General features: G+C 74.1%; 17 protein-coding genes and 1 pseudogene. 13 read left to right on the top strand and 5 right to left on the bottom strand.

Annotation, left to right across the window (positions count from 1 at the left end; translation table 11 throughout):
* The first annotated feature begins 49 nt into the window (after nt 1–49).
* From OHA37_RS32425 to OHA37_RS32410, 4 genes are all read left to right on the top strand, one after another.
* Entirely contained in the window at nt 50–1,243 is a 1,194-nt protein-coding gene (locus tag OHA37_RS32425) for an LLM class flavin-dependent oxidoreductase (protein WP_266910539.1), read from the top strand.
* Between the two features lie 25 nt (nt 1,244–1,268).
* Complete coding sequence (locus OHA37_RS32420) at nt 1,269–2,636, top strand: NtaA/DmoA family FMN-dependent monooxygenase (protein WP_266910537.1); 1,368 nt, start codon at nt 1,269–1,271, stop codon at nt 2,634–2,636.
* Between the two features lie 48 nt (nt 2,637–2,684).
* A complete protein-coding gene (locus OHA37_RS32415; RefSeq protein ID WP_266910535.1) occupies nt 2,685–3,818 on the top strand; it encodes an LLM class flavin-dependent oxidoreductase in 1,134 nt (377 codons plus the stop codon).
* Between the two features lie 82 nt (nt 3,819–3,900).
* Nucleotides 3,901–4,092: a DUF1059 domain-containing protein gene (locus OHA37_RS32410; RefSeq protein ID WP_266910533.1), complete on the top strand. Its 192-nt coding sequence runs from the start codon at nt 3,901–3,903 to the stop codon at nt 4,090–4,092.
* 39 nt (nt 4,093–4,131) lie between these two features.
* Here the strand turns inward: OHA37_RS32410 and OHA37_RS32405 are convergent, their stop codons facing one another.
* Nucleotides 4,132–4,587 (bottom strand): Lrp/AsnC family transcriptional regulator, encoded by a 456-nt coding sequence (locus tag OHA37_RS32405; RefSeq protein WP_243334460.1) that lies wholly within the window; start codon nt 4,585–4,587, stop codon nt 4,132–4,134.
* Between the two features lie 10 nt (nt 4,588–4,597).
* The gene (locus OHA37_RS32400) at nt 4,598–6,076 is read right to left on the bottom strand and encodes an amino acid permease (RefSeq protein WP_266910531.1); all 1,479 of its coding nucleotides are present in this window, start codon (nt 6,074–6,076) and stop codon (nt 4,598–4,600) included.
* A gap of 310 nt (nt 6,077–6,386) precedes the next feature.
* On the opposite strand from OHA37_RS32400, the gene OHA37_RS32395 reads away from it, so the two are divergent.
* The 9 genes and pseudogenes from OHA37_RS32395 to OHA37_RS32355 form a co-directional block, all read left to right on the top strand.
* Complete coding sequence (locus tag OHA37_RS32395; protein WP_266910529.1) at nt 6,387–7,511, top strand: LLM class flavin-dependent oxidoreductase; 1,125 nt, start codon at nt 6,387–6,389, stop codon at nt 7,509–7,511.
* The gene (locus OHA37_RS32390; RefSeq protein ID WP_266910527.1) at nt 7,508–8,362 is read left to right on the top strand and encodes an SDR family NAD(P)-dependent oxidoreductase; all 855 of its coding nucleotides are present in this window, start codon (nt 7,508–7,510) and stop codon (nt 8,360–8,362) included. Before OHA37_RS32395 ends, OHA37_RS32390 begins: the two co-directional genes overlap by 4 nt.
* On the top strand, nt 8,359–9,426 hold the full coding sequence (locus OHA37_RS32385) for a GDSL-type esterase/lipase family protein (RefSeq protein ID WP_266910525.1): 1,068 nt from the start codon (nt 8,359–8,361) through the stop codon (nt 9,424–9,426). Before OHA37_RS32390 ends, OHA37_RS32385 begins: the two co-directional genes overlap by 4 nt.
* Nucleotides 9,427–9,564: 138 nt before the next feature.
* Entirely contained in the window at nt 9,565–10,521 is a 957-nt protein-coding gene (locus OHA37_RS32380; protein ID WP_266913279.1) for an SCO0930 family lipoprotein, read from the top strand.
* 154 nt (nt 10,522–10,675) lie between these two features.
* The gene (locus OHA37_RS32375; RefSeq protein ID WP_266910523.1) at nt 10,676–11,548 is read left to right on the top strand and encodes a LytR/AlgR family response regulator transcription factor; all 873 of its coding nucleotides are present in this window, start codon (nt 10,676–10,678) and stop codon (nt 11,546–11,548) included.
* 271 nt (nt 11,549–11,819) lie between these two features.
* Nucleotides 11,820–12,095 carry a hypothetical protein gene (locus tag OHA37_RS32370; protein ID WP_250741408.1) on the top strand — a complete coding sequence of 92 codons (276 nt, stop codon included), beginning with the start codon at nt 11,820–11,822 and terminating at the stop codon, nt 12,093–12,095.
* Nucleotides 12,096–12,239: 144 nt separating this feature from the next.
* A complete protein-coding gene (locus OHA37_RS32365; RefSeq protein WP_266910520.1) occupies nt 12,240–14,036 on the top strand; it encodes a sodium/solute symporter in 1,797 nt (598 codons plus the stop codon).
* On the top strand, nt 14,033–15,268 hold the full coding sequence (locus OHA37_RS32360; protein ID WP_266910518.1) for a sensor histidine kinase: 1,236 nt from the start codon (nt 14,033–14,035) through the stop codon (nt 15,266–15,268). The genes OHA37_RS32365 and OHA37_RS32360 overlap by 4 nt, the downstream gene beginning before the upstream one ends.
* Before the next feature lie 56 nt (nt 15,269–15,324).
* Nucleotides 15,325–18,207 (top strand): annotated as a pseudogene (locus OHA37_RS32355) (ATP-binding protein); the annotation flags it as partial.
* A gap of 36 nt (nt 18,208–18,243) precedes the next feature.
* Here the strand turns inward: OHA37_RS32355 and OHA37_RS32350 are convergent.
* From OHA37_RS32350 to OHA37_RS32340, 3 genes are all read right to left on the bottom strand, one after another.
* Nucleotides 18,244–18,813, bottom strand: coding sequence for a sigma-70 family RNA polymerase sigma factor (locus tag OHA37_RS32350; RefSeq protein WP_443046242.1), 570 nt, complete (start codon nt 18,811–18,813; stop codon nt 18,244–18,246).
* Nucleotides 18,814–19,083: 270 nt separating this feature from the next.
* On the bottom strand, nt 19,084–19,881 hold the full coding sequence (locus tag OHA37_RS32345; protein WP_266910516.1) for a VOC family protein: 798 nt from the start codon (nt 19,879–19,881) through the stop codon (nt 19,084–19,086).
* A 144-nt stretch (nt 19,882–20,025) separates the two neighbouring features.
* Nucleotides 20,026–21,534, bottom strand: a complete 1,509-nt coding sequence (locus OHA37_RS32340) for a GuaB1 family IMP dehydrogenase-related protein (RefSeq protein WP_266910514.1) — start codon at nt 21,532–21,534, stop codon at nt 20,026–20,028.

Here is a 21,534-nt window from a genome sequence, read left to right as displayed (position 1 = left end):
GAGCAGTTTCGCCCTTCGCCGCGCCGTCCGATCAGGAGGCAGTTCCGTCATGCCCGTGCACCCTTCCCCCTCCCCCGCCACCTCCCCCGCGCTCCACCTCGCCGTGGCCCTCGACGGGGCGGGCTGGCATCCCGCCGCCTGGCGCGAACCGGGCGCCGATCCCGGCCTGTTGTTCACGGCCGGCTACTGGGCCGCGCTCGTCGCCGAGGCCGAGGCCGGACTGCTGGACTTCGTCACCTTCGAGGACTCGCTGAGCCTGCAGTCCACCGATCCGGCCGGGCCCGACGGCCGCACCGACCTGGTGCGGGGCCGGCTCGACGCGGTGCTGGTCGCCGCCCGGGTGGCGCCGCTGAGCCGGCACATCGGGCTGGTGCCGAGCGTGGTGGCCACCCACACCGAGCCCTTCCACGTCTCCAAGGCGCTCGCCACCCTGGACTACGTGAGCCGCGGCCGCGCCGGGCTGCGCATCCAGATCTCCGAACGGCCGGACGAGGTGCGCCACTTCGGGCGCCGTACGGCGCCCCTGGACCCGGCCGAGCTGTACGGGGAGGCCGCCGATCACGTCGAGGTGGTCCGGCGGCTGTGGGACAGCTGGGAGGACGACGCGGAGATCCGCGACGCGGCCACCGGACGGTTCATCGACCGGGCCAAGCTGCACTACATCGACTTCGAGGGCCCCCGGTTCAGCGTGAAGGGCCCCTCGATCACCCCGCGGCCTCCCCAGGGCCTGCCCCCGGTGAGCGCGCTGGCATCGGACGCCGCCGTGTACCCCTTCCTCGCCCGGTCGGCCGACATCGGCTACGTGCCCGCGCACGATGCCGGCGAGATCCGCACCGCCGTCGCCGCGCTCCCCGGCACCCCGCACCTGTTCGGTGAGCTGACGGTCTTCCTCGACGAGCAGCCGGCCGCGGCGGAGCGAAGGCTCCAGCGGCTGGACGCCGCGCACGGGACCGCGTACACGAGTGACGCCCCCGTCTTCGCGGGGACTCCGGCGCACCTCGCCGACCTGCTGCTGGAGGGGCGGGAGGCGGGGCTGACCGGCTTCCGGCTGCGTCCGGGGGTGCTCGCCCACGACCTGCCGGCGATCACCCGCGGCCTGGTCCCGGAGCTCCAGCGGCGCGGGGCGTTCCGGCGGGCCTACGAGGCCTCCTCGCTCCGCGGCCTGCTGGGGCTGCCGCGCCCGGCGAGCCGGTACGCCGCCGCCCCGGCGGCTCCCGCCGCCGCCGCTTCCCCCGCCGCCTGATCCCCAGGAAGGACCTACAGCAGCCATGAGCAAGCCGCTCAAGCAGATCCATCTCGCGGCGCACTTCCCGGGGGTCAACAGCACCACCGTGTGGAGCGACCCGGCCGCCGGGAGCCAGATCGACTTCGATTCCTTCCTCCATTTCGCGCGGACCGCCGAGCGCGCGAAGTTCGACTTCCTCTTCCTCGCCGAGGGCCTGCGCCTGCGCGAACAGGGCGGTGAGATCTACGACCTGGACGTGGTGGGCCGCCCCGACACCTTCACGGTGCTGGCGGCGCTCGCCGCCGTCACCGAGCACCTCGGGCTGGCCGGCACCATCAACTCCACCTTCAACGAACCGTACGAGGTGGCCCGCCAGTTCGCCTCCCTCGACCATCTGTCGGGGGGCCGGGCCGCCTGGAACGTGGTGACCTCCTGGGACGCCTTCACCGGGGAGAACTTCCGGCGCGGCGGGTTCCTGCCGCGCGAGGAACGCTACGAGCGGGCACGGGAGTTCCTGGACACCGCCCACGAGCTCTTCGACGCGTGGGACGGCGGCGAGATCCTCGCCGACCCGGTCTCCGGGGAGTTCCTGCGGGACGCGAACCCCGGCGCCTTCGCCCACCTGGGCAAGCAGTTCGACATCTCCGGGCACTTCAACGTGCCGCGCAGCCCCCAGGGGCGGCCGGTCGTCTTCCAGGCGGGCGATTCGGACGAGGGGCGGGAGTTCGCGGCGGCCGCCGCGGACGCCATCTTCGGGCGGTACGGCACGCTGGAGGCGGGCCGCGCCTTCTACGCGGACGTCAAGGGGCGCCTGGCCCGCTACGGGCGCACCCCCGACGAGCTGAAGATCCTTCCGGCGGCGACCTTCGTGCTCGGCGACACCGACGCCGAGGCGCAGGAGCTGGCCCGCGAGGTGCGGCTCCAGCAGGTCAGCGGGGCGACCGCGATCAAGCGCCTGGAGCACGTGTGGAACCGGGACCTGTCGGGCTACGACCCGGACGGGCCGCTGCCGGACGTGGATCCGGTGCCCGGGGAGAACACCATCGCGCTGGGCCGGGCGAGCGTGCGCATGCACCGGGATCCGCTGGCCGTGGCCCGTGAGTGGCGGGAGCGGGCCGCCGCCGGGGGGCTGTCGATCCGCGAGCTGGTGATGGAGACGACCGAGCGGCAGTCCTTCGTCGGCTCGCCCCTCACCGTCGCCCAGGGCATCGACGCCCTGGTCCAGGCGGACGCGGCCGACGGCTTCATCCTGGTCCCCCACCTGACCCCCGGCGGGCTCGACGCCTTCGCGGACACCGTCGTCCCGCTGCTCCAGGAGCGCGGGGTGTTCCGCCGGGAGTACGAAGGCCCGACGCTGCGCGACCACCTCGGGCTGGCGGCGCCGCGCGCGCTCGCCCCGGCGCACGGCTGACCTCCGCAGGACCGCATCCAAGCCCGTCACCGAAGAAGGGGGAACACCATGCCCGGTATCCCGCTCGGAGTCCTCGACCTCGTCCCGGTAGCCTCCGGCTCCACGGCCGCCGAGGCACTCCGCAACAGCGTCGACCTCGCCCGGCAGAGCGAGCGGTTCGGCTACGCCCGCTACTGGTTCGCCGAGCACCACCTGAATCCGGGTGTGGCGGGGACCTCGCCCGCCGTCGTACTGGCGCTGACCGCCTCGGCCACCTCCACGATCCGGATCGGCTCGGGGGCGGTCCAGCTCGGGCACCGCACGGCCTTGTCGACGGTCGAGGAGTTCGGCCTGCTGGACGCGGTGCACCCGGGGCGGATCGACCTGGGGCTGGGGCGTTCGGGGGGCGGCCCGCCGGCCGGCCGTGCCGGGGCCGAGCCGCCGGTGGCGTACACCACCGCGAACGGGCTGCGCATACCGAAGCCCTTCTCCTTCGCCCACCTGCGCGATCACCCGCGGATCGCGCTCCAGCAGCGGCTGTTGCAGCTGCCGGGGGCCACGGCGCAGGAGTACTCCGAGCAAGTGGGCGACGTACTGGCCCTGTTGCGCGGGGAGTACCGCTCGCCGGAGGGCGTGGAGGCGCACGCCGTGCCCGGGGAGGGCGCCGAGGTCCAGGTGTGGGTGCTGGGGAGCAGCGCCGGGGTGAGCGCGGAGACGGCCGGCGCGAACGGGCTGCGGTTCGCGGCGAACTACCACGTCAGCCCGGCGAGCGTGCTGGAAGCCGCCGAGGCCTACCGGGCGGCCTTCAAGCCCTCGGCCGGACCGGGCGGGCTGGACCGGCCGCACCTGACCGTGTCCGCCGATGTCGTGGTGGCCCCGGACGACGCCGAGGCCCGGGAGCTGGCCGCCGGGTACGCGCCGTGGGTGCACAGCATCCGGTCCGGCGAGGGGGCGATCCCCTTCCCCGCGCCCGAGGAGGCCCGTGCGCTGACCCGGGACTGGTCGGCGGCGGACCACGAGCTGGTCGCGGACCGGGTGGAGACGCAGTTCGCCGGTTCTCCGGCCACCGTCGCCGACCAGCTGGAGCGGCTGCGGGACGCCACGGGCGCCGACGAACTGCTGATCACCACGATCACGCACGCGCACGCCGACCGCGTGCGCTCGTACCGGCTGCTGGCCGGGGAGTGGGCCCGGCGGGGGTGAGGCCCCGGCTTTCGCCGGGGGCCCGGGAGGAGGATCGTGGGAGGTGAGTCCGCCGGCGTCCGTCCACCCCGGGAGGTAGATCATGCGCAAGGTTCTGGACTGCAGGGAGTACCCCAGCGAAATGAACTGCACCCTCACCATCGCCGGTGACGAGGAGGAACTGCTGCGGGCCTCCGTGCAGCACGCCGTCGACGTGCACAGTCACACGGACACCCCGGAGTTCCGCGAGCAGCTGCGCGGCCTGATGAAGGACGAGGTCCCGCAGCACGCCTGAGGCCCGGCCCGTACGGCGCCCGGCGTGGCACCAGGGGTGCTACGCCGGTGCGCCCGAGGTGAAGCGGCGCAGCAGCGGGGAGAGGACGAGGACGGACTTGGTGCGCTCCACGAAGGGCTCGCCCGCGATCCGCTCCAGGACCCGCTCGAAGTGCCGCATGTCGGAGGCGAAGATCTGCACGAGGGCGTCCGCGTCGCCGGTGACGGTCGACGCGGACACCACCTCGGGGTAGCGCTCCAGGCCCCGCCGGATGTCGTCCGGCGAGGTGTTGTGGCGGCAGTACATCTCGATGAAGCCCTCGGTCTCCCAGCCCATCGAGGCGGGGTCCACGCGGACGGTGAAGCCCGTGATGGCTCCTTCGGCGCGCAGCCGGTCCACCCGCCGCTTGACGGCGGGGGCCGAGAGTCCGACCTCGGAGCCGATGTCCGCGAAGGAGCGGCGGGCGTCCTTGGCCAGGGCGTGCACGATGCGTTCGTCGAGATCGTTCAGTCGCACTACGGGTGGATCACTTCTCTACTGCGGCCGGTTCTGCTGCGGCCAGGCGGGAGCGGCGGATGCCGTACAGGAAGTAGATCACGAGCCCGACGGCCATCCAGCCACCGAAGACCTGCCAGGTGACGGCGTCGAGGCTCCACATCACCCAGCCGCAGGCGAGGAAGCCGAGGATCGGCGTGAGGGGGAACAGGGCCACCTTGAAGGTGCGCGGCATGTCCGGGCGGGTGAAGCGCAGGATGATGACGGCGACGTTGACCAGGCCGAAGGCGAAGAGCGTGCCGATGCTGGTGGCGTCGGCCAGCTTGCCGAGCGGGATGGTCGCGGCGAGGAGTCCGCAGAAGAGGCCGACGATCACGACGTTCGCGCGGGGGACGCCGGTGCGCGCGTTGACCTTGCCGAAGGCCTTGGGCACGAGGCCGTCGCGGGACATCGCGAAGAGGATGCGGGTCTGGCCGTAGAGCACGGCGAAGACGACCGAGGCGATGGCGACGACGGCGCCCGCGGCGAGGACGACGCCCCAGAAGCTGTGGCCGGTGACGTCGGTCATGATCTGGGCGAGCGCGGCCTCGGTGCCCTCGAAGTCCTGCCACGGCATGGCACCGACGGCGACGAAGGCGACGAGGACGTAGAGGACGGTGACGATCAGCAGCGAGAGCATGATCGCGCGGGGCAGGTCGCGCTTGGGGTTCTTGGCTTCTTCACCGGCGGTGGAGGCGGCGTCGAAGCCGATGTAGGAGAAGAAGAGGGTGCCGGCCGCGGCGGTGATGCCCTCCCGGCCGAGCGGGTTGAAGTTCGAGTAGTTGCCGGACTTGATGCCCATGGCGCCGATGCCGATGAAGAGCAGCAGGGTGACGATCTTCACGCCGACCATGATCGAGTTGATCCGGGCGCTCTCCTTGGCTCCACGCATGAGGAAGACCATGGCGAGCAGGACGACGACGAGCGCCGGCAGGTTGATGAAGCCGCCCTCGCCCAGCGGGGCGGAGACGCTCTCGGGGATGGTGATCCCTATCGTGCCGTCGAGGAATTCGTTGAGGTACTCGCCCCAGCCGACGGCGACCGCCGCGACGGAAACCCCGTACTCCAGGATCAGGCACCAGCCGCAGACCCAGGCGACGAGCTCGCCCATGGTGGCGTACGCGTACGAGTACGAGGACCCGGAGACCGGCACCGATCCGGCCAGCTCCGCGTAGGAGAGGGCCGAGAAGAGAGCGGTCAGGCCCGCGATGATGAAGGAGATCGTCACGGCGGGGCCGGCCTTGGGGGCCGCGGTGCCGAGGACGACGAAGATGCCCGTGCCGAGCGTCGCACCGATGCTGATCATGGTCAGCTGCCACATGGTGAGCGAGCGGCGCAGCGAGCCGCCCTCGCCCTGACCGCCCTCGGCGACCAGCTGCTCCACCGGCTTGCGGCGCAGGAGCGGGTGGGCGGGCTTGCGCGGCGCCTGGGGGGCGGGGGCGAGCGGTGGCGCCTGGCCGTGGTCGAGCACGAGGGGACTCCTTTGTCACTGCGGGTGGGGTTTCAGGCGTCGACCGCAGCGGTCCGGAGCAGGAGCAGGCCGCGAAGGGCCTGGGCATGGGGGGACCGCGAGCAGGCGGTCCACGCCACTCCACGTACAGCGAGTGAGCCTACGAGCTGAGTGATACCGCCCGTAATGCACCATCCTTGCACATAGGCGATTGTTCGTTGCGCGGATCTGTCCTGGATGGTCCTTTGTTGCGCGGGGATGATCGATCGCTGCGCAGCCGATCCCGACCCGCATTCTTGACACTTCGTCAGATCTGCCGCAGCGTGCCGCCATGGACCTGGACGTGCTCTACGAGATCGACGTGCCGCGGCCCTGGCGGGGAGCCCACCCGCACGGCCAGCGGGCCGCTGAGCAGCGCGCTTACCGGGAGGCGGTGGAGCAGATCCGGCTCGCCGACCGGATGGGCTTCCGTACCGTCTGGGCGGTCGAACACCACTTCCGCGAGGGCCGCTCGCACTGCCCGGCCCCCGAGGTCCTCCTCGGGCACCTGGCCGGACTCACCGAGCGGATCCGGCTGGGCTTCGGCGTGACCCTGACCCCCTTCGCCTTCACCCCGCCGCAGCGCATCGCGGAGAAGGTCGCCACCGTCGACGTGCTCTCCGGCGGCCGGGTGGAATGGGGCACCGGCCGGTCCACTCCCATGGAGCAGGCGGCCTTCGGGGTGGACCGGGCGAAGTCCCGCGACGACTGGCGCGAGGCCATCGAAATCGTGACCGGAATGTGGCGCGAGGAGTACTTCGCCTACGCATCGGAGCGTTTCACCTTCCCGCGCCGCATGGTCACCCCCAAGCCGGTGCAGGACCCGCACCCGCCCGCCTGGATGGCGGCCACCTCCCCCGGCTCCGCGGAGGTCGCGGGCGCGCACGGCCTCGGGCTGCTCTCCTTCTCGATCATGCAGCCGCTGGAGGCGATGGCCGCCCAGGTGGCCGCCTACCGGGCCGCGGCCGCCGCCCCGAGCCCCCTCACCGACGTCACCACGGACCGGGTCGCCGCCTACACCCTGGTCCACGCCACCCCGCCGCGCACCGGCCCGGGACCCCGGGTCTGGGAGTCGGTCGCCTGGTGGTACTCCAACCTGGCGCGGTTCACCCTGGAGTGGGAGCTGCCGCACCTGAGCCCCGAGGAGCGGGAGCGGACCTTCCCGCTGCTCACGCCGATCCTCGAAGGGAACGTACCCGTAAGGGAGTTCAGCGACGGGGACATGATCCTCATCGGGGACGCGGAGACCATCGTCACCAAGGCCAAGCGGTACGCGGACCTCGGCGTCGACCAGCTCATCTGCTACGTCCAGTGGGGGTACCTGGAGCACCGGGAGATCCTGCGGACCCTGGAGATCCTGGGCAAGGAAGTCATACCGGAGCTGGCCCGGTACACGCCCCGGAAGGCCTCCGCGTGAGCGAGGGCCCCGGCGGCCCCGGCATCCCCTCCGCCCCCGACACCGGCCCCGACACCTCCCCCGTCCCCGACTACGCCGCCCTGCACCGTCTCGACGGCCGCGCCCTCGTCCTGCTCGGCGCGGGCAACGGCATCGGCCGCCAGACCGCGCACGCGCTGGCCGCGGGCGGCGCCCGCGTGCTGTGCGTGGACGTGGACGAGGAGCGGGCCCGCGCGGTCGCCGCGGAGACCGGGGGCGTCCCGTACGCCGCCGACGTCACGCGGCGAGAGGCCGTACGGGAGCTCTTCGCCGCGGCGCCGGAGCTGCTCGGCGGCCGCCCGGTCGGCGGGGTCGTCGACATCGTCGGCATGGCCCGGTACGCCGCTCTGCCCGAGCTGGACGACGAGGGCTGGGACTGGCACTTCGACCTGGTGCTGCGGCACGCCTGGCTGACGGTCCAGTACGGCGGCGAGGCCGTCGCCGCGGCCGGCGGCGGACCGCTGGTCTTCGTCGCCTCCGTCTCCGGGCTCACCGCGGCCCCGCTGCACGCCGCCTACGGCGCCGCGAAGGCCGGCCTGATCTCCTTGGTGCGCTCGGCGGCGGTAGAGCTGGGCCCGCGCGGGGTACGGGTCAACGCGGTGGCACCGGGGGTGGTGTGGACCCCGCGGGTCGCCGCCCTGCTGGGGCCCGAGGGGCGCCGGGTCAACGCGGAGAACGCCCCGCTGGGCCGGGTCGCGGAGCCCCGGGACATCGCGGCGGCGCTGTACTTCCTGGCTTCGCCGCAGTCCTCGTACATGACGGGGCAGACGCTGGTCGTGGACGGCGGCGTCGCCGTGAAGTTCCCGTACCCGACGGTCGGAGGCGCACGATGAGCACACGGGAAGCAGGACCCGACGCGGTCACGGCCCCGCGCACGAACGAAGACGACGGCACCGCCGCCGCCGGGCCGTGGCTGGACCCCGGCCCCTTCCTGCGCGGTGTGGCCTGGCTGGACGGGGGCCGCCCCGTGCGGGCCGACCCGGCCGACACCATGCGGCTGCCCTGGGACACCGGCGAGCGGGCCACCCTGCCCATCGGGGTGCGCCTGGAGTTCACCGCGGCCGCCGCCCGGGCGGTGGAGATCCACTACCGGGCGACCGTGCCCGGCCCCACCGACGCGCTCCGCGACCTCGCGCACGGGTTCGCCCTGTGGGACCGGCACGGGGTGGTCGGCGAGCTGTACACCGAGCCGGCTGCCGAGGCCGTCGTACGGCTCGAACTGCCCGGCGGCTCCGGACCGTTCACCATCCACCCGCCCGAGACCCAGTCCCCGCTGATCCTCGGCCTGCGCGGGATCGGCGGCCCGCTCGCCCCCGCGCCGCCCGCCACCCGCTGGGTGGTGCACGGAGACTCCATCACCGAGGGCTGGTGGTCGACCCGGCCCGCGCACGGCTGGCCCGCGGTGGCCGGGCGGGCGCTCGGCTGGGACACCGTCAACCTCGGCTACGCGGGCGCGGCGCGCGGGGAACTGGCCTGCGCCGAGCAGCTCGCCGGACTCCCCGCCGACGTCCTCACCCTCGCCTTCGGCACCAACTGCTGGTCCCGCGTGCCCTTTTCGGCCCCGCTCCTGTACGAGACCACCCGCGCGTTCCTCGAACTGGTCCGCCAGGGCCACCCCCGCACCCCGCTGCTCCTCCTCTCCCCGCTGCTGCGCCCGGACGCGGAACGCACCCCGAACAAGCTGGGCGCCACCCTGGGCGCGCTGCGCGACGCGATGGAGCGCGCCACCCGGGAGCGGATCGCCGCCGGGGACGAGCGGCTGGTGCTGCTGCCGGGGCGGGAGGTGCTGGGCCCCGAGCACTTGGCGGACGGACTGCACCCCAACGACGCCGGACACCGCACGCTCGGCCTCGCTGTGGCCACGGCCATGAAGCGGGCCGGGTTCGACCCGGGGTGAGTGAAACAGCCCACATCGACGGGATTGAACAGATCGGCTCCGACTGGGCGTGTCCTGCACACAGTTGCCGCCGCTCCACTCCGCACGGACGGATGGACGCGGCGGCGCAGGCAAGGACACACAGTGGGAGACATCAACATGGGCATCAAGCGCGGAACCACCCTGGCGGCCGTGGCGGTCGTCGTCGCACTCACCGCGACCGCGTGCGGCGGGAGCGATTCGGCGGGCGACACCGTCAAGCCGGCCGGAGCGGTCGCAGCTCCCTCCCAGGCCCCCTCCTCGGGCGACGGTTACGGATCCGGTGCGGGCTCCGACGCCGGCGCGGACGGCGCAGCCGAGCCCGCCGGTCAACTGGCCATCGCCCAGGACGAGAAGCTCGGCTCCGTCCTCGCCGACAGCGCGGGCTTCACCCTCTACCGCTTCGACAAGGACACCGCGAAGCCGTCCAAGTCCTCCTGCGACGGGGACTGCGCGAAGGTCTGGCCGGTGGTCGCGGCCGGCGACGCCACCGCCGCGGCGGGCATGGACCCGGCGCTGCTGGGCGAGGTGGTCCGTACCGACGGCAGCAAGCAGCTGACGGTGGCGGGCTGGCCCGTGTACCGGTACAGCAAGGACGCCAAGGCGGGCGACACCAACGGGCAGGGCGTGGGCGGCACCTGGTTCGCGGCGGCCCCCGACGGCAAGAAGGCCGCGAAGGCGGCCGCCGCCCCCGCACCCGGCGGCGCGGGCCAGGCCTCCGGTGCGCTGACCGTGGCCAAGGACCCGAAGCTCGGCGACCACATCGTCGACGGCAACGGGATGACGGTCTACCGGTTCAAGCCGGACACCGCGTGGCCCATGGTCTCCAAGTGCGAGGGCGCCTGCGTGGCCAAGTGGCCGGTCGTACCGCCGGTGGACCAGGCGAACGCCAAGGGGATCATCCAGAAGAACTACCTGGTGCTCGACCGCCCCGACGGCAAGAAGCAGCAGACGGTGAACTGCTGGCCCGTCTACACCTTCACCGGTGACAAGAAGGCCGGCGACATCAACGGTCAGGGCGTCGGCGGCACCTGGTACGCGGTCGCCCCCGACGGCAAGCTCATCACCGTCCAGTAGACCGGCCCTCTCCGAGACCGGCCCTCCCCGAGACCCGCCCTCCCAAAGACCGGCCCTCCGGGCCAAAGGACCGCGCGGCCCCCGCCTCCCCTCCCCCCGGGGCGGGGGCCGCGCACCGTTTCGCCCCGGCCGGGCGGAACCTAGACTCCGCATCATGCTGCGCGTACTGGCCGTCGACGACGAGAAGCCCCTGCTCGAAGAGCTCCTCTACCTGCTGCGCTCGGACCCCCGGGTGCTCAGCGCCGAAGGCGCCTCGGACGCCACCGAGGCGCTGCGCCGGATCACCAGGGCGCTGGAGAGCGGTCCGGACGGGGCCGACGTCATCGACGTGGTCTTCCTCGACATCCACATGGCCGGGCTGACCGGGCTGGACATCGCCCGGCTGCTGGCCGGGTTCGCGCGGCCGCCGCTGATCGTGTTCGTCACCGCGCACGAGGGGTTCGCCGTACAGGCCTTCGACCTCAAGGCCGTGGACTACGTGCTCAAGCCCGTACGGCCGGAGCGGCTGGCCGAGGCCGTGCGGCGGGCCTGCGCGCAGTCCGGCCGGTCCGGCGAGCAGCCGCCGGCGGCCGCCGCCGAGGCCGTGCCCGCCGTACCGGCGGCCCGCGCGGCCGCGCCCGAGACCCCCGGGGCCCCCCTCGCCGCGGTCGCCGCCTCGGCCGCGTCCGCCGCCGCGCGCGGCGCGGACCGCGCGCCCGACCAGATCGCCGTCGAACTGGGCGGCGTCACCCGCTTCGTGGCGATCTCGGACATCGCGTACGTGGAGGCCCAGGGCGACTACGCCCGGCTGCACACCGACGAGGGCAGCCACCTGGTACGGATCCCGCTGTCCACGCTGGAGGAGCGGTGGGCGGCACGCGGTTTCGTCCGCATCCACCGCCGCCACCTGGTCGCGCTGGCCCGCATCGACGAACTGCGCCTGGACGCGGGCACCACCACGGTCCGCGTCGGCGCGGCCGAACTCCAGGTGAGCCGCAGGCACACGAGGGAGCTGCGGGACCTGCTGATGCGCCAGGCGATGGGCTGAGCCGCCCCCGTCCGGGGCACAGCCCCGAAGTGGGCTCGGGGCACGGCCGCGAAAGGGGTCCGGGGCACAGCCCCGGGGAACGGGCGAGGGTGGGTAGGGGACAGCCCCGCAGGGCGCGCGCGCCGACCGTCCGGCGCGGCGGCGGACCGTTCACCGTGCGGGCAGGAACGTACGGCGATCCGCCCGGGCCGTCGGCCGCAGCGGCGGCCGGATCGGCCACCCGCGCGGACCCCCGCGGGTATCGTGGATCTTCGGCCCTGGGAGGTGTCAGATGTCCGAAATCCAGGCGCTGCTCGACGCATTGACCGGATTGCCCCGTACCCGCCCGGCCGGTCCCGCCGAGGCCGAGGTGCTGCTGGCCCGCCTGCGGAGCGCGGCCGCACGCTGGGCCGACGTACTGTACGAGGCCCACGAGGGCGCGTACGGACACCTGCCGCCGCGGGCCGAGGCGGCCCTGACGCTGGCCTTCCGTCGCGCCGAGGAATCGTACGTGGAGCTGGAGATTGCCCTGCGGGACTGCGCGGAACATCGCGATCCGGCCCGCTGAGCCATATCCGGCCCGACAGCCCCAGAGGGCCTGTCGCCCGCTCCGGGGGCGTGCGTAGACTCCCGGAGCCCCGGCAGACGGCCGGGACCCGACACCCCGCCGGGCCGCGCCGCGCGCCCCGCGCCCCAGCCGAAGGACCCGCCGGTGAACCAGACGTACGCGCTGACCGCGGTCGCCGTCGTCGTCCTGGTCACGGTGCTGGTCGGCGCGCTGGGCCTGCGCATATCCCGTACCACCTCGGACTTCTACGTGGCTTCGCGCACGGTCGGCCCGCGCCTCAACGCGGCGGCCATCGGCGGCGAGTACCTCTCGGCGGCCTCCTTCCTCGGCGTGGCCGGGCTGGTGCTGCTCCAGGGGCCGCAGATGCTCTGGTACCCGGTGGGCTACACCGCCGGGTACCTGGTGCTGCTGGTGCTGATCGCGGCCCCGCTGCGGCGCTCGGGCGCGTACACGCTGCCCGACTTCGCCGAGGCCCGGCTCGAATCGCAGGCGGTGCGCCGGATCGCGGTGCTGTTCGTGCTCGGCGTCGGCTGGCTGTACCTGCTGCCGCAGCTCCAGGGCGCGGGCCTGACGCTGGAGATCCTGACGGGGGCACCGCACTGGGTGGGCGGGGTGGTCGTCGCCTGTGTGGTGACGGCGGCGGTGGCGGCCGGCGGGATGCGGTCCATCACCTTCGTGCAGGCCTTCCAGTACTGGCTGAAGCTCACCGCGCTGCTGGTGCCCGCGTTCTTCCTGCTGGCGGCCTGGGCGGGGGACGGCGCCCCGCGCGCCTCCTTCGACGCCCCGGCGGTGTTCCGCGAGCACACCGCGGTCACGCTGGCCGAGGACGTACGGCTGTCCCTGGACGCACCGCTGACGGTGACGGTGACCGGGCAGGTGGACGGGCGCGCGTACGCGGGGCAGTCCGTGACCCTCGGCGCCGGGCAGCATTCCGTACGGGCGCACGCGCGGCTGGAGTTCGCCCCGCACTCCCCGGTGCCGCAGGGCCGGGCGGAGGCCGGACCGGGGGTGTCGAGCTGGTCGGAGCCGCTGTCCGGGGACCGGCCGGAGCTGCGGCTGTACGCCACGTACGGGCTGATCCTGGCCACCTTCCTCGGGACCATGGGGCTGCCGCACGTGGCGGTGCGCTTCTACACGAGCCCGAACGGCCGGGCGGCGCGCCGCACCACGCTGGTGGTGCTCGGCCTGGTCGGCGCCTTCTACCTGCTGCCGCCGGTGTACGGGACGCTGGGCCGGATCTACACCCCGGAGCTGGCCCTGACCGGGGAGGCGGACGCGGTGGTGCTGGTGCTGCCGGCCCGGGTGGTCGGCGGGCTCGCCGGGGACCTGCTGGGGGCGTTGCTGGCGGGCGGCGCGTTCGCGGCGTTCCTGTCCACGGCTTCGGGACTGACGATGGCGGTGGCGGGGGTGCTGCACCAGGACGTGCTGCCCGCGCGCGGGGTGCGCAGTTTCCGGGTCGCGGTGCTGGTGGCGATCCTGGTGCCGCTGGCCGGGAGCGCACTGGTGACGGAGGTGCCGGTGGCGGACGCGGTGGGGCTGGCCTTCGCGGTGTCGGCGTCCTCGTTCTGCCCGCTGCTGGTGCTGGGGATCTGGTGGCGCGGACTGACGCCGCCGGGGGCGGTGGCCGGGCTGGTGACGGGGGGCGGGGCGGCCTTGAGCGCGGTGCTGGCGACGCGGGCCGGGCTGGCGCCGGCGGGGTGGGCGAACACGCTGCTGGCATGGCCGGCGGTGTGGTCGGTTCCGCTGGGGTTCCTGACGATGGTGCTGGTGTCGCTGGGTACGCGCGGGCGGATCCCGCCGGGCACGGCGGCGACGCTGGCGCGGCTGCACCTGCCGGAGGACGTGGCGGAGGCGACGCACACGGACCGGAGCACTGCTCACGGCCCGAAGCAGCACACCATGACCGGAGCACTGCTCTCGGAGGAGGGCGGCACACCATGACCGGAGCACTGCTCTCGATGCTCGGCGCGGCCGGCGGGGCGCTCTTGCTGGGGCTCGGCTGGTTCGGCGGACGGCGGCAGGCCCGGCGGGGCGAGCGCGCCCTCGGCCTCGACCTCGGCACCCCCGTCGAACGGGCCACCTTCCACACCCTGCACACCGCCTCCCTCGCCGCTCCCCCGCTGCGCGCCGGCCTCACCGAGGACGCCGCCCGCAAGGCCGCCCGGCGCCTGCGCTCCCTCCTCGGCACCGAGGCCCTGTGCCTGACGGACCGCGAACACGTCCTCGCCTGGGACGGCCCGGGCGCCGACCACCACGAGCGCCGGGTGATGGCCCGGGTCGCGGTGATGCTGGACTCGGGACGCAGCCAGAGCGTGCGCACCGAGTGCGAGCGGCCCGACTGCCCCCTCAAGTGGGCCGTGGTGGCCCCGCTGACCGGCGAGGACGGGATGCTGGGCGCGCTGGTGGCCTACGGCTCGCGGGAGTCGGCGGTGCTGGTGCGGGCCGCCACCGAGGTCGCGCGCTGGGTGTCCGTACAGCTGGAGCTGTCCGAGCTGGACCGTTCGCGGACCCGGCTGATGGAAGCCGAGATCAAGGCGCTGCGCGCACAGATCTCCCCGCACTTCATCTTCAACTCCCTGGCCGCGATCGCCTCGTTCGTGCGCACCGATCCGGAACGGGCACGGGATCTGCTGCTGGAGTTCGCCGACTTCACCCGTTACTCCTTCCGGCGGCACGGGGAGTTCACCACGCTGGCCGAGGAGTTGCGGTCCATCGAGCAGTACCTGGCGCTGGCCGGGGCCCGGTTCGGGGAACGGCTCAAGCTGACCTTGCAGGTGGCACCCGAGGTGCTGCCGGTGGCGCTGCCGTTCCTGTGCCTGCAGCCGCTGGTGGAGAACGCGGTCAAGCACGGGCTGGAGGACTCCACCGAGGAGTGCAAGATCACCATCGCGGCCCGGGACGCCGGCGCGGAGGCGCTGATCACCATCGAGGACAACGGCGTCGGGATGGATCCGGCCCTGCTGCGCCGGATCCTGGCCGGGGAGCACGCGGGCTCCTCCTCGGGCATCGGGCTGACCAATGTGGACGAGCGGCTGCGCCAGGTCTACGGGGACGGCCACGGGCTCGTCATCGAAACGGGCGTGGGCGCGGGCATGAAGATAACGGTGCGGATTCCCAAATACCGTGCGGGGGTGCACAGTTCGACACCACCTGGCCGAATTCCCCGGCGCTGAGCGGCCCGTGAGCTGCCATCCTTGAGGGGGCGCGAACGACCGGAGGGATCGCCGACGTGCGGGTCGGGCGAGAACAGCACCGCGACGAGTGCCGTGACGCGTTGCGGACATGGGTACGGGCTGGTGCGGAGGGCGGCGGAGCCTGCCTGATCGTGGAAGGTGAGCCGGGCGCGGGCCGTACGGTCTTCCTGCGCGAGGCACTGACCGAGGCGGCCGCGCTCGGCTGCCGGGTGCGGTACGGGGCCGCCGAGGCGCTGGGCACCGGGCTTCCGCTGCGCGCGGCGCTGGACTGCCTGCATCCGGCCGGCCCCGGGCGGGCGCGGGCGCTGGCCCTGCTCCGGGAGGCCTCCCGGTCGGCCGAGCCCGGCGGGGCGCTGCTGGCGGCCGTGGACCTGCTGGCCGCCGATGTGGAGGAGTGGTGCGCGCGGCGGCCGCTGCTCCTGGCCCTGGACGACCTCCAGTGGGCGGATCCGGCCTCCCTGCTGCTGTGGCGCCACCTCGCTCGGGCCACCCGGCGACTGCCGCTGCTGATGCTGGCGGCCCGGCGGCGGCTGCCCCGGCGGGCCGAGGTGGAGGAGCTGTGCGCCTCCCTGGGCGGCGGGCCGGACGGGCGCACGCTCCGGCTGGAGCCGCTGACGGGCGCGGAATCGGCCGCGCTGGTCCGGGAGGTGCTGGGCGCGGCGCCCGGACCCCGGCTGCGGGAGGCCGCCGGGCACGCGGGCGGCAACCCCCGGCTGCTGCGGGAGCTGCTCGCGCACTGGTCCGGCCTCATCGAAGTCCGCGGGTCCGCCGCCGAACTGACCCTCCCTGTAGGGGACTTGCCGCCGCCCCCGGAGGCGGCCACCCGCGAGCTGAGCCCGCTCCCCCCGGCGGCCCTGGCCACGCTCCGGCACGCAGCCCTGCTCGGACCGGCCTTCACGGCGCGCGAGCTGGCCCTCGTACGGACGCTCCCGGTCCGGGACCTGCTCGCCGAACTGGAGACGCCCCTCCTGACCGGAATACTGGAACCGGGCCCCCTGCCCGCCGGGCTCCCGGCGGGTCCGCCCCGGCACCACCCGGGCGACGGTGACGGCTTGCGGTTCCGGCAGCCGGCCGTGCGGCTGGCCCTGTACGCGGAGCTGCCGCGGGCCGCCCGCGGCGTCCTCCACCAGGACGCCGCGCGGGCCTTCGCCGAGGCCGGGCTCGATCCCGCCCGGACCGCGGGACAGCTGCTGGCCGGCGGGGCGCTGGACCCGTGGGCGGTGCGGTGGACGGCCGAGTCGGCGCAGGCCCTGATCGCGGTGGCACCCGAAACGGCGGCCGCCCTGCTGCGCCGGGCCGTCGAGCAGGGCGCGAACGAGCCCCCCGACGAGACCGGGAGTCCGTACCGGGAGGCCCTGGAGGACGGCCTCGCCGATGCCGCGCTGATGCTGCGGCGGCCCGAGTCGGTGGAGCTGCTCCGGACGCTGCGGGAGCGGGCGCAGGATCCGGGGCGCAGGACGGCACTCGCCTTCAAGCTGGTGTCGGCGCTGATGATCCAGGGGGACATGGCCCGGTCCCTGGAGGTCACCGAGGAGGCACTGGCCGAGGAGGCACCGACCGGGGAGGCGCCCACCGACGGGGCACCAGCAGGGGAGGCGCCCGCCGAGGAGGCGCCCGCCGAGGAGCCACCAGCCGGGGAAGCGCCGACCGAGGAGGCGCCCCGCGCGGGACTGCGGCTGCGCCTGGAGGCGTGCCGGGTCCTGGCGCTGGCCGATCTGCACCGGCCGGAGGAGGCGTACGCGCTCGCCGGGCCGCTGGTCGCCCGGGCGCGGCTGCTCGGCGATCCGCTCTGCGGCGCGGAGGCCGAACACGCCATGTCCTTCGCGCTGTTCCACCTCAACCGGGGCCGGGAATCGCTGCGTCACGTGGCGGCCGGGATCGCGCACGCCCGCCGCAGCCCGGCCGCCAACGACATGCGGCTGCTGCTGCTCGCCAACCAGGCCGAGGGCCACCTGCGGTTCGACGAGCCGCACGCCGCCGCCGCGGCGCTGCGCGAGGCCCGGCAGCTGGCGGCCCGTACCGGCTCGACGGGCCGGCTCGTGGTGACGGAGGCCCTGCTGGCCGATCTGCGCTACCGGCTCGGCGACTGGGACGCCGCGCTGGCCGGTCTGGCCCGGGCGCGGGGCATGCCCGTCTCGGACGGCTGGCTGCCGGTGCTGACCCGCGGGCTGCGCGCCCTGATCCTGGGCCACCGGGGCGAACAGGACGCGGCCCGGGCGGAGTTGGCCACGCTGGGCCCGGACGCGTACGAGCCGCCGGCGGCCCGTCGGCACACCGCGCACGTCCTGCTGGCCCGCGCCCTGCTGGCGGAGCGCGACGGGCGTCCCCGCGAGGCGCTGGAGGCGCTGCTGCCCGCGCTGGAGGACGGTGTGGACGAGGCGGTGGCCTACGACCGTCCCTGGGCGCTGTCGGAGGCCGTCCGGCTCGCACTGGAGGACCGGGACACCGAGGCGGCCCGGTCGGCGGTGGCCGCCTGCGCCCGCACGGCGGCGGCCCTGCCGGAGCAGCCGGGTCCGGCGCTGGCTCTGCTGCGCTGCCGCGGGCTGTTCGCGCAGGACCCGCAGCTGCTGGCGGAGACGGCGGCGCTGGCGCGGGGCGGGCTGGTGGCGGGCCAGACGCTGGAGGACCTGGCGGTGGCCCGGGCCTGGCACGGGGACCTGCCGGGCGCGCGGTCGGCGCTGACCGGCGCGGTGGCCGCGTACGAGCTCCTCGGCGCCCGGTGGGACATCGCCCGGGCGGACGCCCGGCTGCGGAGCCTGGGTGTGCGGCGGGGCAGCCGGGTGGCGCGGCGCAGGCCCGCGCGGGGGTGGGAGGCGCTGACTCCGGCGGAGCTGAAGGTGGCGCTGCTGGTCGCGCGGGGCCGGACGAATCCCGAGATCGCCTCGGCGCTGTTCCTGTCCCGCCGGACCGTGCAGACCCACGTGTCGCACATCCTGGCGAAGCTGGAGGTGCGTTCACGGGCGGAGGTGGCCGTCATCGTAGCCGGGCAGGAGGGCGCGCAGGGCCCGCAGGGCGTAGTACGTACGGGACTTGACCGTGCCGGCGGGTACGCCGAGCGCTTCGGCGGCCTCGCAGACGCTGGCCCCGCGGAAGTAGATGAGCAGGAGCACGGCCCGGTGATCGGGGCTGAGTAATCGCAGGGCTTCGCGGACGTCGAGGACGGCGACGGACCGCTCGGTGCGGTCCTCGTCGGCCGGGGACTGTTCCAGCCCGTCGGGCCCGACCTCGGCCGGGCGCGACAGCCGGGCCCGGCGGGCGTCGATGGCAACGCGCCGGGCGACGGTGTACAGCCAGGGCCGCATGGAGGCGTGGGCGCTGCTCTCCAGGGCCTCGGGATGTTTCCAGGCCCGGAACAGGGTCTCCTGGACGAGGTCCTCGGCCCGGTGGCGGTCACCGAAGGTGAGGCCGAGGAGGAATCCGTGGAGCGCCTTGCCGTGTTCCCTCTCCAGCCGGGCGAGGGCGTACGCGTCGGTGCGGCGGCGGCTGACCGTGACGGCGCCGGCGGTCGAGGACATGGGCGACATGGGCTGCCCCTTCCGGGTCGGGATGGGTCGGGATGCGGCTCGGTACGCGGCTCGGTACGCGGCTCGGGATGCACCGAGCGTGCCGGACCGCGCGCGCGGAGTTATCCGCCGCCTGACGTATCCCGCCGCACCCTGCGCCGACCGGTCGTCCCCCGTCGGTGAACGGTCGCGACCGCCGCGCGGCGGCGGGCGCGGCGGTACGCGAACGGCCCCGCCGCCGTCCGGGTCGGACGGCGGCGGGGCCGCGAGAAGGGGATCCGAGCCGGGGGCTCAGTCCTGGGACGGGTCCAGCACCACGAAGTCGGCGTTCGACGGGTCGAGGCAGACGGCCAGCCGGCCGACGTCCTGGGCGTCCGCGGGACCCATCTGCACGCTGCCGCCGCGCGCGGTGACCTCGGCGACCGTCGCGTCACAGTCGGTGACGCGGAAGACCGGGTGCCAGTACGGCCGTCCGCCCGCCACGGCGAGGTCCTCGGCCGAGAGCTCCATGAGGCCGCCCTGCATGCGCCCCTCGGGCTGCCCGGCCGGGGTGATCAGGGTGTACGTGCCCTCGCCGCCCGGCATCGGCATGTCGTTGAACTGCCAGCCGAAGACGCCCCCGTAGAACTCCCGGGCGGCCGCGGCGTCGCTCGTGTACAGCTCGGTCCAGGACAGCGAACCCGGCTGGTCCACGAGGTCGACGCCCTTGTTGTCCCCGGGCTGCCAGACGGCGAACTGGCCCCCGAGCGGGTCGCTGTACTGCGCCATCGTGCCCCACTCGTCGAGCTTGCGCGGCTCCACCCGTACGGCGCCGCCGGCGCTGCGGACGGCCCGGGTCGTGGCCTCGGCGTCGGGGACGCTGTAGTAGATCATCCAGGCGGGGCGGGCGCCCTCCTCGGTGAGCTTGCCGAGCCCCGCGACGATCTTGCCGTCCTTCCGGAACATGCCGCCTTCCATGTCCTCTCCCGCGCCCATGGACTCGTAGTCCCACCCGAGGACGCCTCCGTAGAAGGCCGAGGCGGCGGGGACGTCGGGTGTGCCGAGGTCGAGCCAGCAGGGGGAGCCGGGGACGAAGTCAGTGGTGATCATGACGACTGCCTTTCGCGGATCGAGTACGACCAGCGTGGCACCGGACACCTGCCCCCGCCCGTCGGTCCCGCGGCCGCGGTCCCGGTCCGGACAGCACTGCGCCGGGGCCCCCGACGGGGGCCCCGGCGCAGTGGTGAGGTGCGACTAGCTCCAGCTGGCGTGCAGCGGCTTGCCCTCGGCGTAGCCCGCGGCGGACTGGATGCCGACGACGGCCTTCTCCTCGAACTCCGCGAGGGAGGCCGCACCGGCGTAGGTGCAGGAGGAGCGGACGCCCGCGATGATCGAGTCGATCAGGTCCTCGACGCCCGGACGGGCCGGGTCCAGGAACATCCGCGAGGTGGAGATGCCCTCTTCGAACAGACCCTTGCGGGCGCGGTCGTAGGAGGACTCCTCCGAGGTGCGGTTCTGGACCGCGCGCGCGGAGGCCATGCCGAAGGACTCCTTGTACAGGCGGCCGTCGGCCGACTGCTGAAGGTCGCCCGGGGACTCGTACGTACCGGCGAACCAGGAGCCGATCATGACGTTGGACGCACCGGCGGCCAGCGCCATCGCCACGTCGCGCGGGTGACGGACGCCGCCGTCGGCCCAGACGTGCTTGCCGTGCTTCTTCGCCTCGGCCGCGCACTCCAGCACCGCGGAGAACTGCGGGCGGCCCACGCCGGTCATCATGCGGGTGGTGCACATGGCGCCCGGGCCCACACCGACCTTGATGATGTCGGCGCCGGCGTCGATCAGGTCCTTGACGCCCTCGGCGGCGACGATGTTGCCGGCCACGATCGGGACCTGCGGGTCGAGGGCGCGGACGGCCTTGATCGCGCTGATCATCGATTCCTGGTGGCCGTGCGCGGTGTCGATGACGAGCGTGTCCACGCCCGCGTCGAGCAGCTGCTTGGCCTTGGCCACGAAGTCGCCGTTGATGCCGACGGCGGCGGCGATGCGCAGCTTGCCGTTGGCGTCGGTGGCCGGGGTGTACAGGGTCGCGCGCAGCGCGGCCTTGCGGGTGAGGATGCCGACGAGCTTGCCGTCCTTGTCGACGGCGGGGGCCAGCTTGCGGTGGCCGGCGTCGAGCTTGGTGAAGGCCTCGCGGGGGTCGATGTCGGCGTCGATGAGCAGGAGCTCCTTCGACATGACCTCGGAGAGCTGGGTGAAGCGGTCCACGCCGGTCAGGTCGTGGTCGGTGACGACGCCCACCGGGCGGCCGTCCGCGTCGACGACCACGCCGGCGCCGTGTGCGCGCTTGGGCAGCAGCGACAGCGCGTCGGCGACGGTCTGGGTGGGCGCCAGCGTGATCGGGGTGTCGAGCACGAGGTGGCGGGTCTTCACCCAGGAGATCACGTCGGTGACGACGTCGATCGGGATGTCCTGCGGGATGACGACGATGCCGCCGCGGCGGGCGACCGTCTCGGCCATCCGGCGGCCGGCGATGGCGGTCATGTTGGCCACGACCAGCGGAATGGTGGTGCCGGTGCCGTCAGGCGCGGAAAGGTCGACGCCCTGCCGGGAACCGACCGCGGAGCGGCTCGGCACCATGAACACATCGTCGTACGTCAGGTCGTACGGCGGCTTCAGGTCATTGAGAAAACGCACGTGCTGAACATCCCAGTCGTTCGGAGGTGACCCCGACAGGGCAGTCGAGGAACGCACGTACTTCAT

Source organism: Streptomyces sp. NBC_00335 (assembly GCF_036127095.1).
GTDB lineage: Bacteria > Actinomycetota > Actinomycetes > Streptomycetales > Streptomycetaceae > Streptomyces.
The sequence above is the reverse complement of the archived record's forward strand: the minus strand, read 5'-3'. Positions and strand labels throughout refer to the sequence as shown.

What these genes read in the sequence shown, in the direction of transcription:
- OHA37_RS32370 (WP_250741408.1), top strand. Translation starts at nt 11,820, where the DNA reads ATGTCCGAAATCCAGGCGCTGCTCGACGCATTGACCGGATTGCCCCGT.
- OHA37_RS32345 (WP_266910516.1), bottom strand. Translation starts at nt 19,881, where the DNA reads ATGATCACCACTGACTTCGTCCCCGGCTCCCCCTGCTGGCTCGACCTC.
- OHA37_RS32395 (WP_266910529.1), top strand. Translation starts at nt 6,387, where the DNA reads ATGGACCTGGACGTGCTCTACGAGATCGACGTGCCGCGGCCCTGGCGG.
- OHA37_RS32425 (WP_266910539.1), top strand. Translation starts at nt 50, where the DNA reads ATGCCCGTGCACCCTTCCCCCTCCCCCGCCACCTCCCCCGCGCTCCAC.
- OHA37_RS32360 (WP_266910518.1), top strand. Translation starts at nt 14,033, where the DNA reads ATGACCGGAGCACTGCTCTCGATGCTCGGCGCGGCCGGCGGGGCGCTC.
- OHA37_RS32350 (WP_443046242.1), bottom strand. Translation starts at nt 18,813, where the DNA reads ATGTCGCCCATGTCCTCGACCGCCGGCGCCGTCACGGTCAGCCGCCGC.
- OHA37_RS32420 (WP_266910537.1), top strand. Translation starts at nt 1,269, where the DNA reads ATGAGCAAGCCGCTCAAGCAGATCCATCTCGCGGCGCACTTCCCGGGG.
- OHA37_RS32385 (WP_266910525.1), top strand. Translation starts at nt 8,359, where the DNA reads ATGAGCACACGGGAAGCAGGACCCGACGCGGTCACGGCCCCGCGCACG.
- OHA37_RS32380 (WP_266913279.1), top strand. Translation starts at nt 9,565, where the DNA reads ATGGGCATCAAGCGCGGAACCACCCTGGCGGCCGTGGCGGTCGTCGTC.
- OHA37_RS32415 (WP_266910535.1), top strand. Translation starts at nt 2,685, where the DNA reads ATGCCCGGTATCCCGCTCGGAGTCCTCGACCTCGTCCCGGTAGCCTCC.
- OHA37_RS32410 (WP_266910533.1), top strand. Translation starts at nt 3,901, where the DNA reads ATGCGCAAGGTTCTGGACTGCAGGGAGTACCCCAGCGAAATGAACTGC.
- OHA37_RS32375 (WP_266910523.1), top strand. Translation starts at nt 10,676, where the DNA reads ATGCTGCGCGTACTGGCCGTCGACGACGAGAAGCCCCTGCTCGAAGAG.
- OHA37_RS32340 (WP_266910514.1), bottom strand. Translation starts at nt 21,534, where the DNA reads ATGAAGTACGTGCGTTCCTCGACTGCCCTGTCGGGGTCACCTCCGAAC.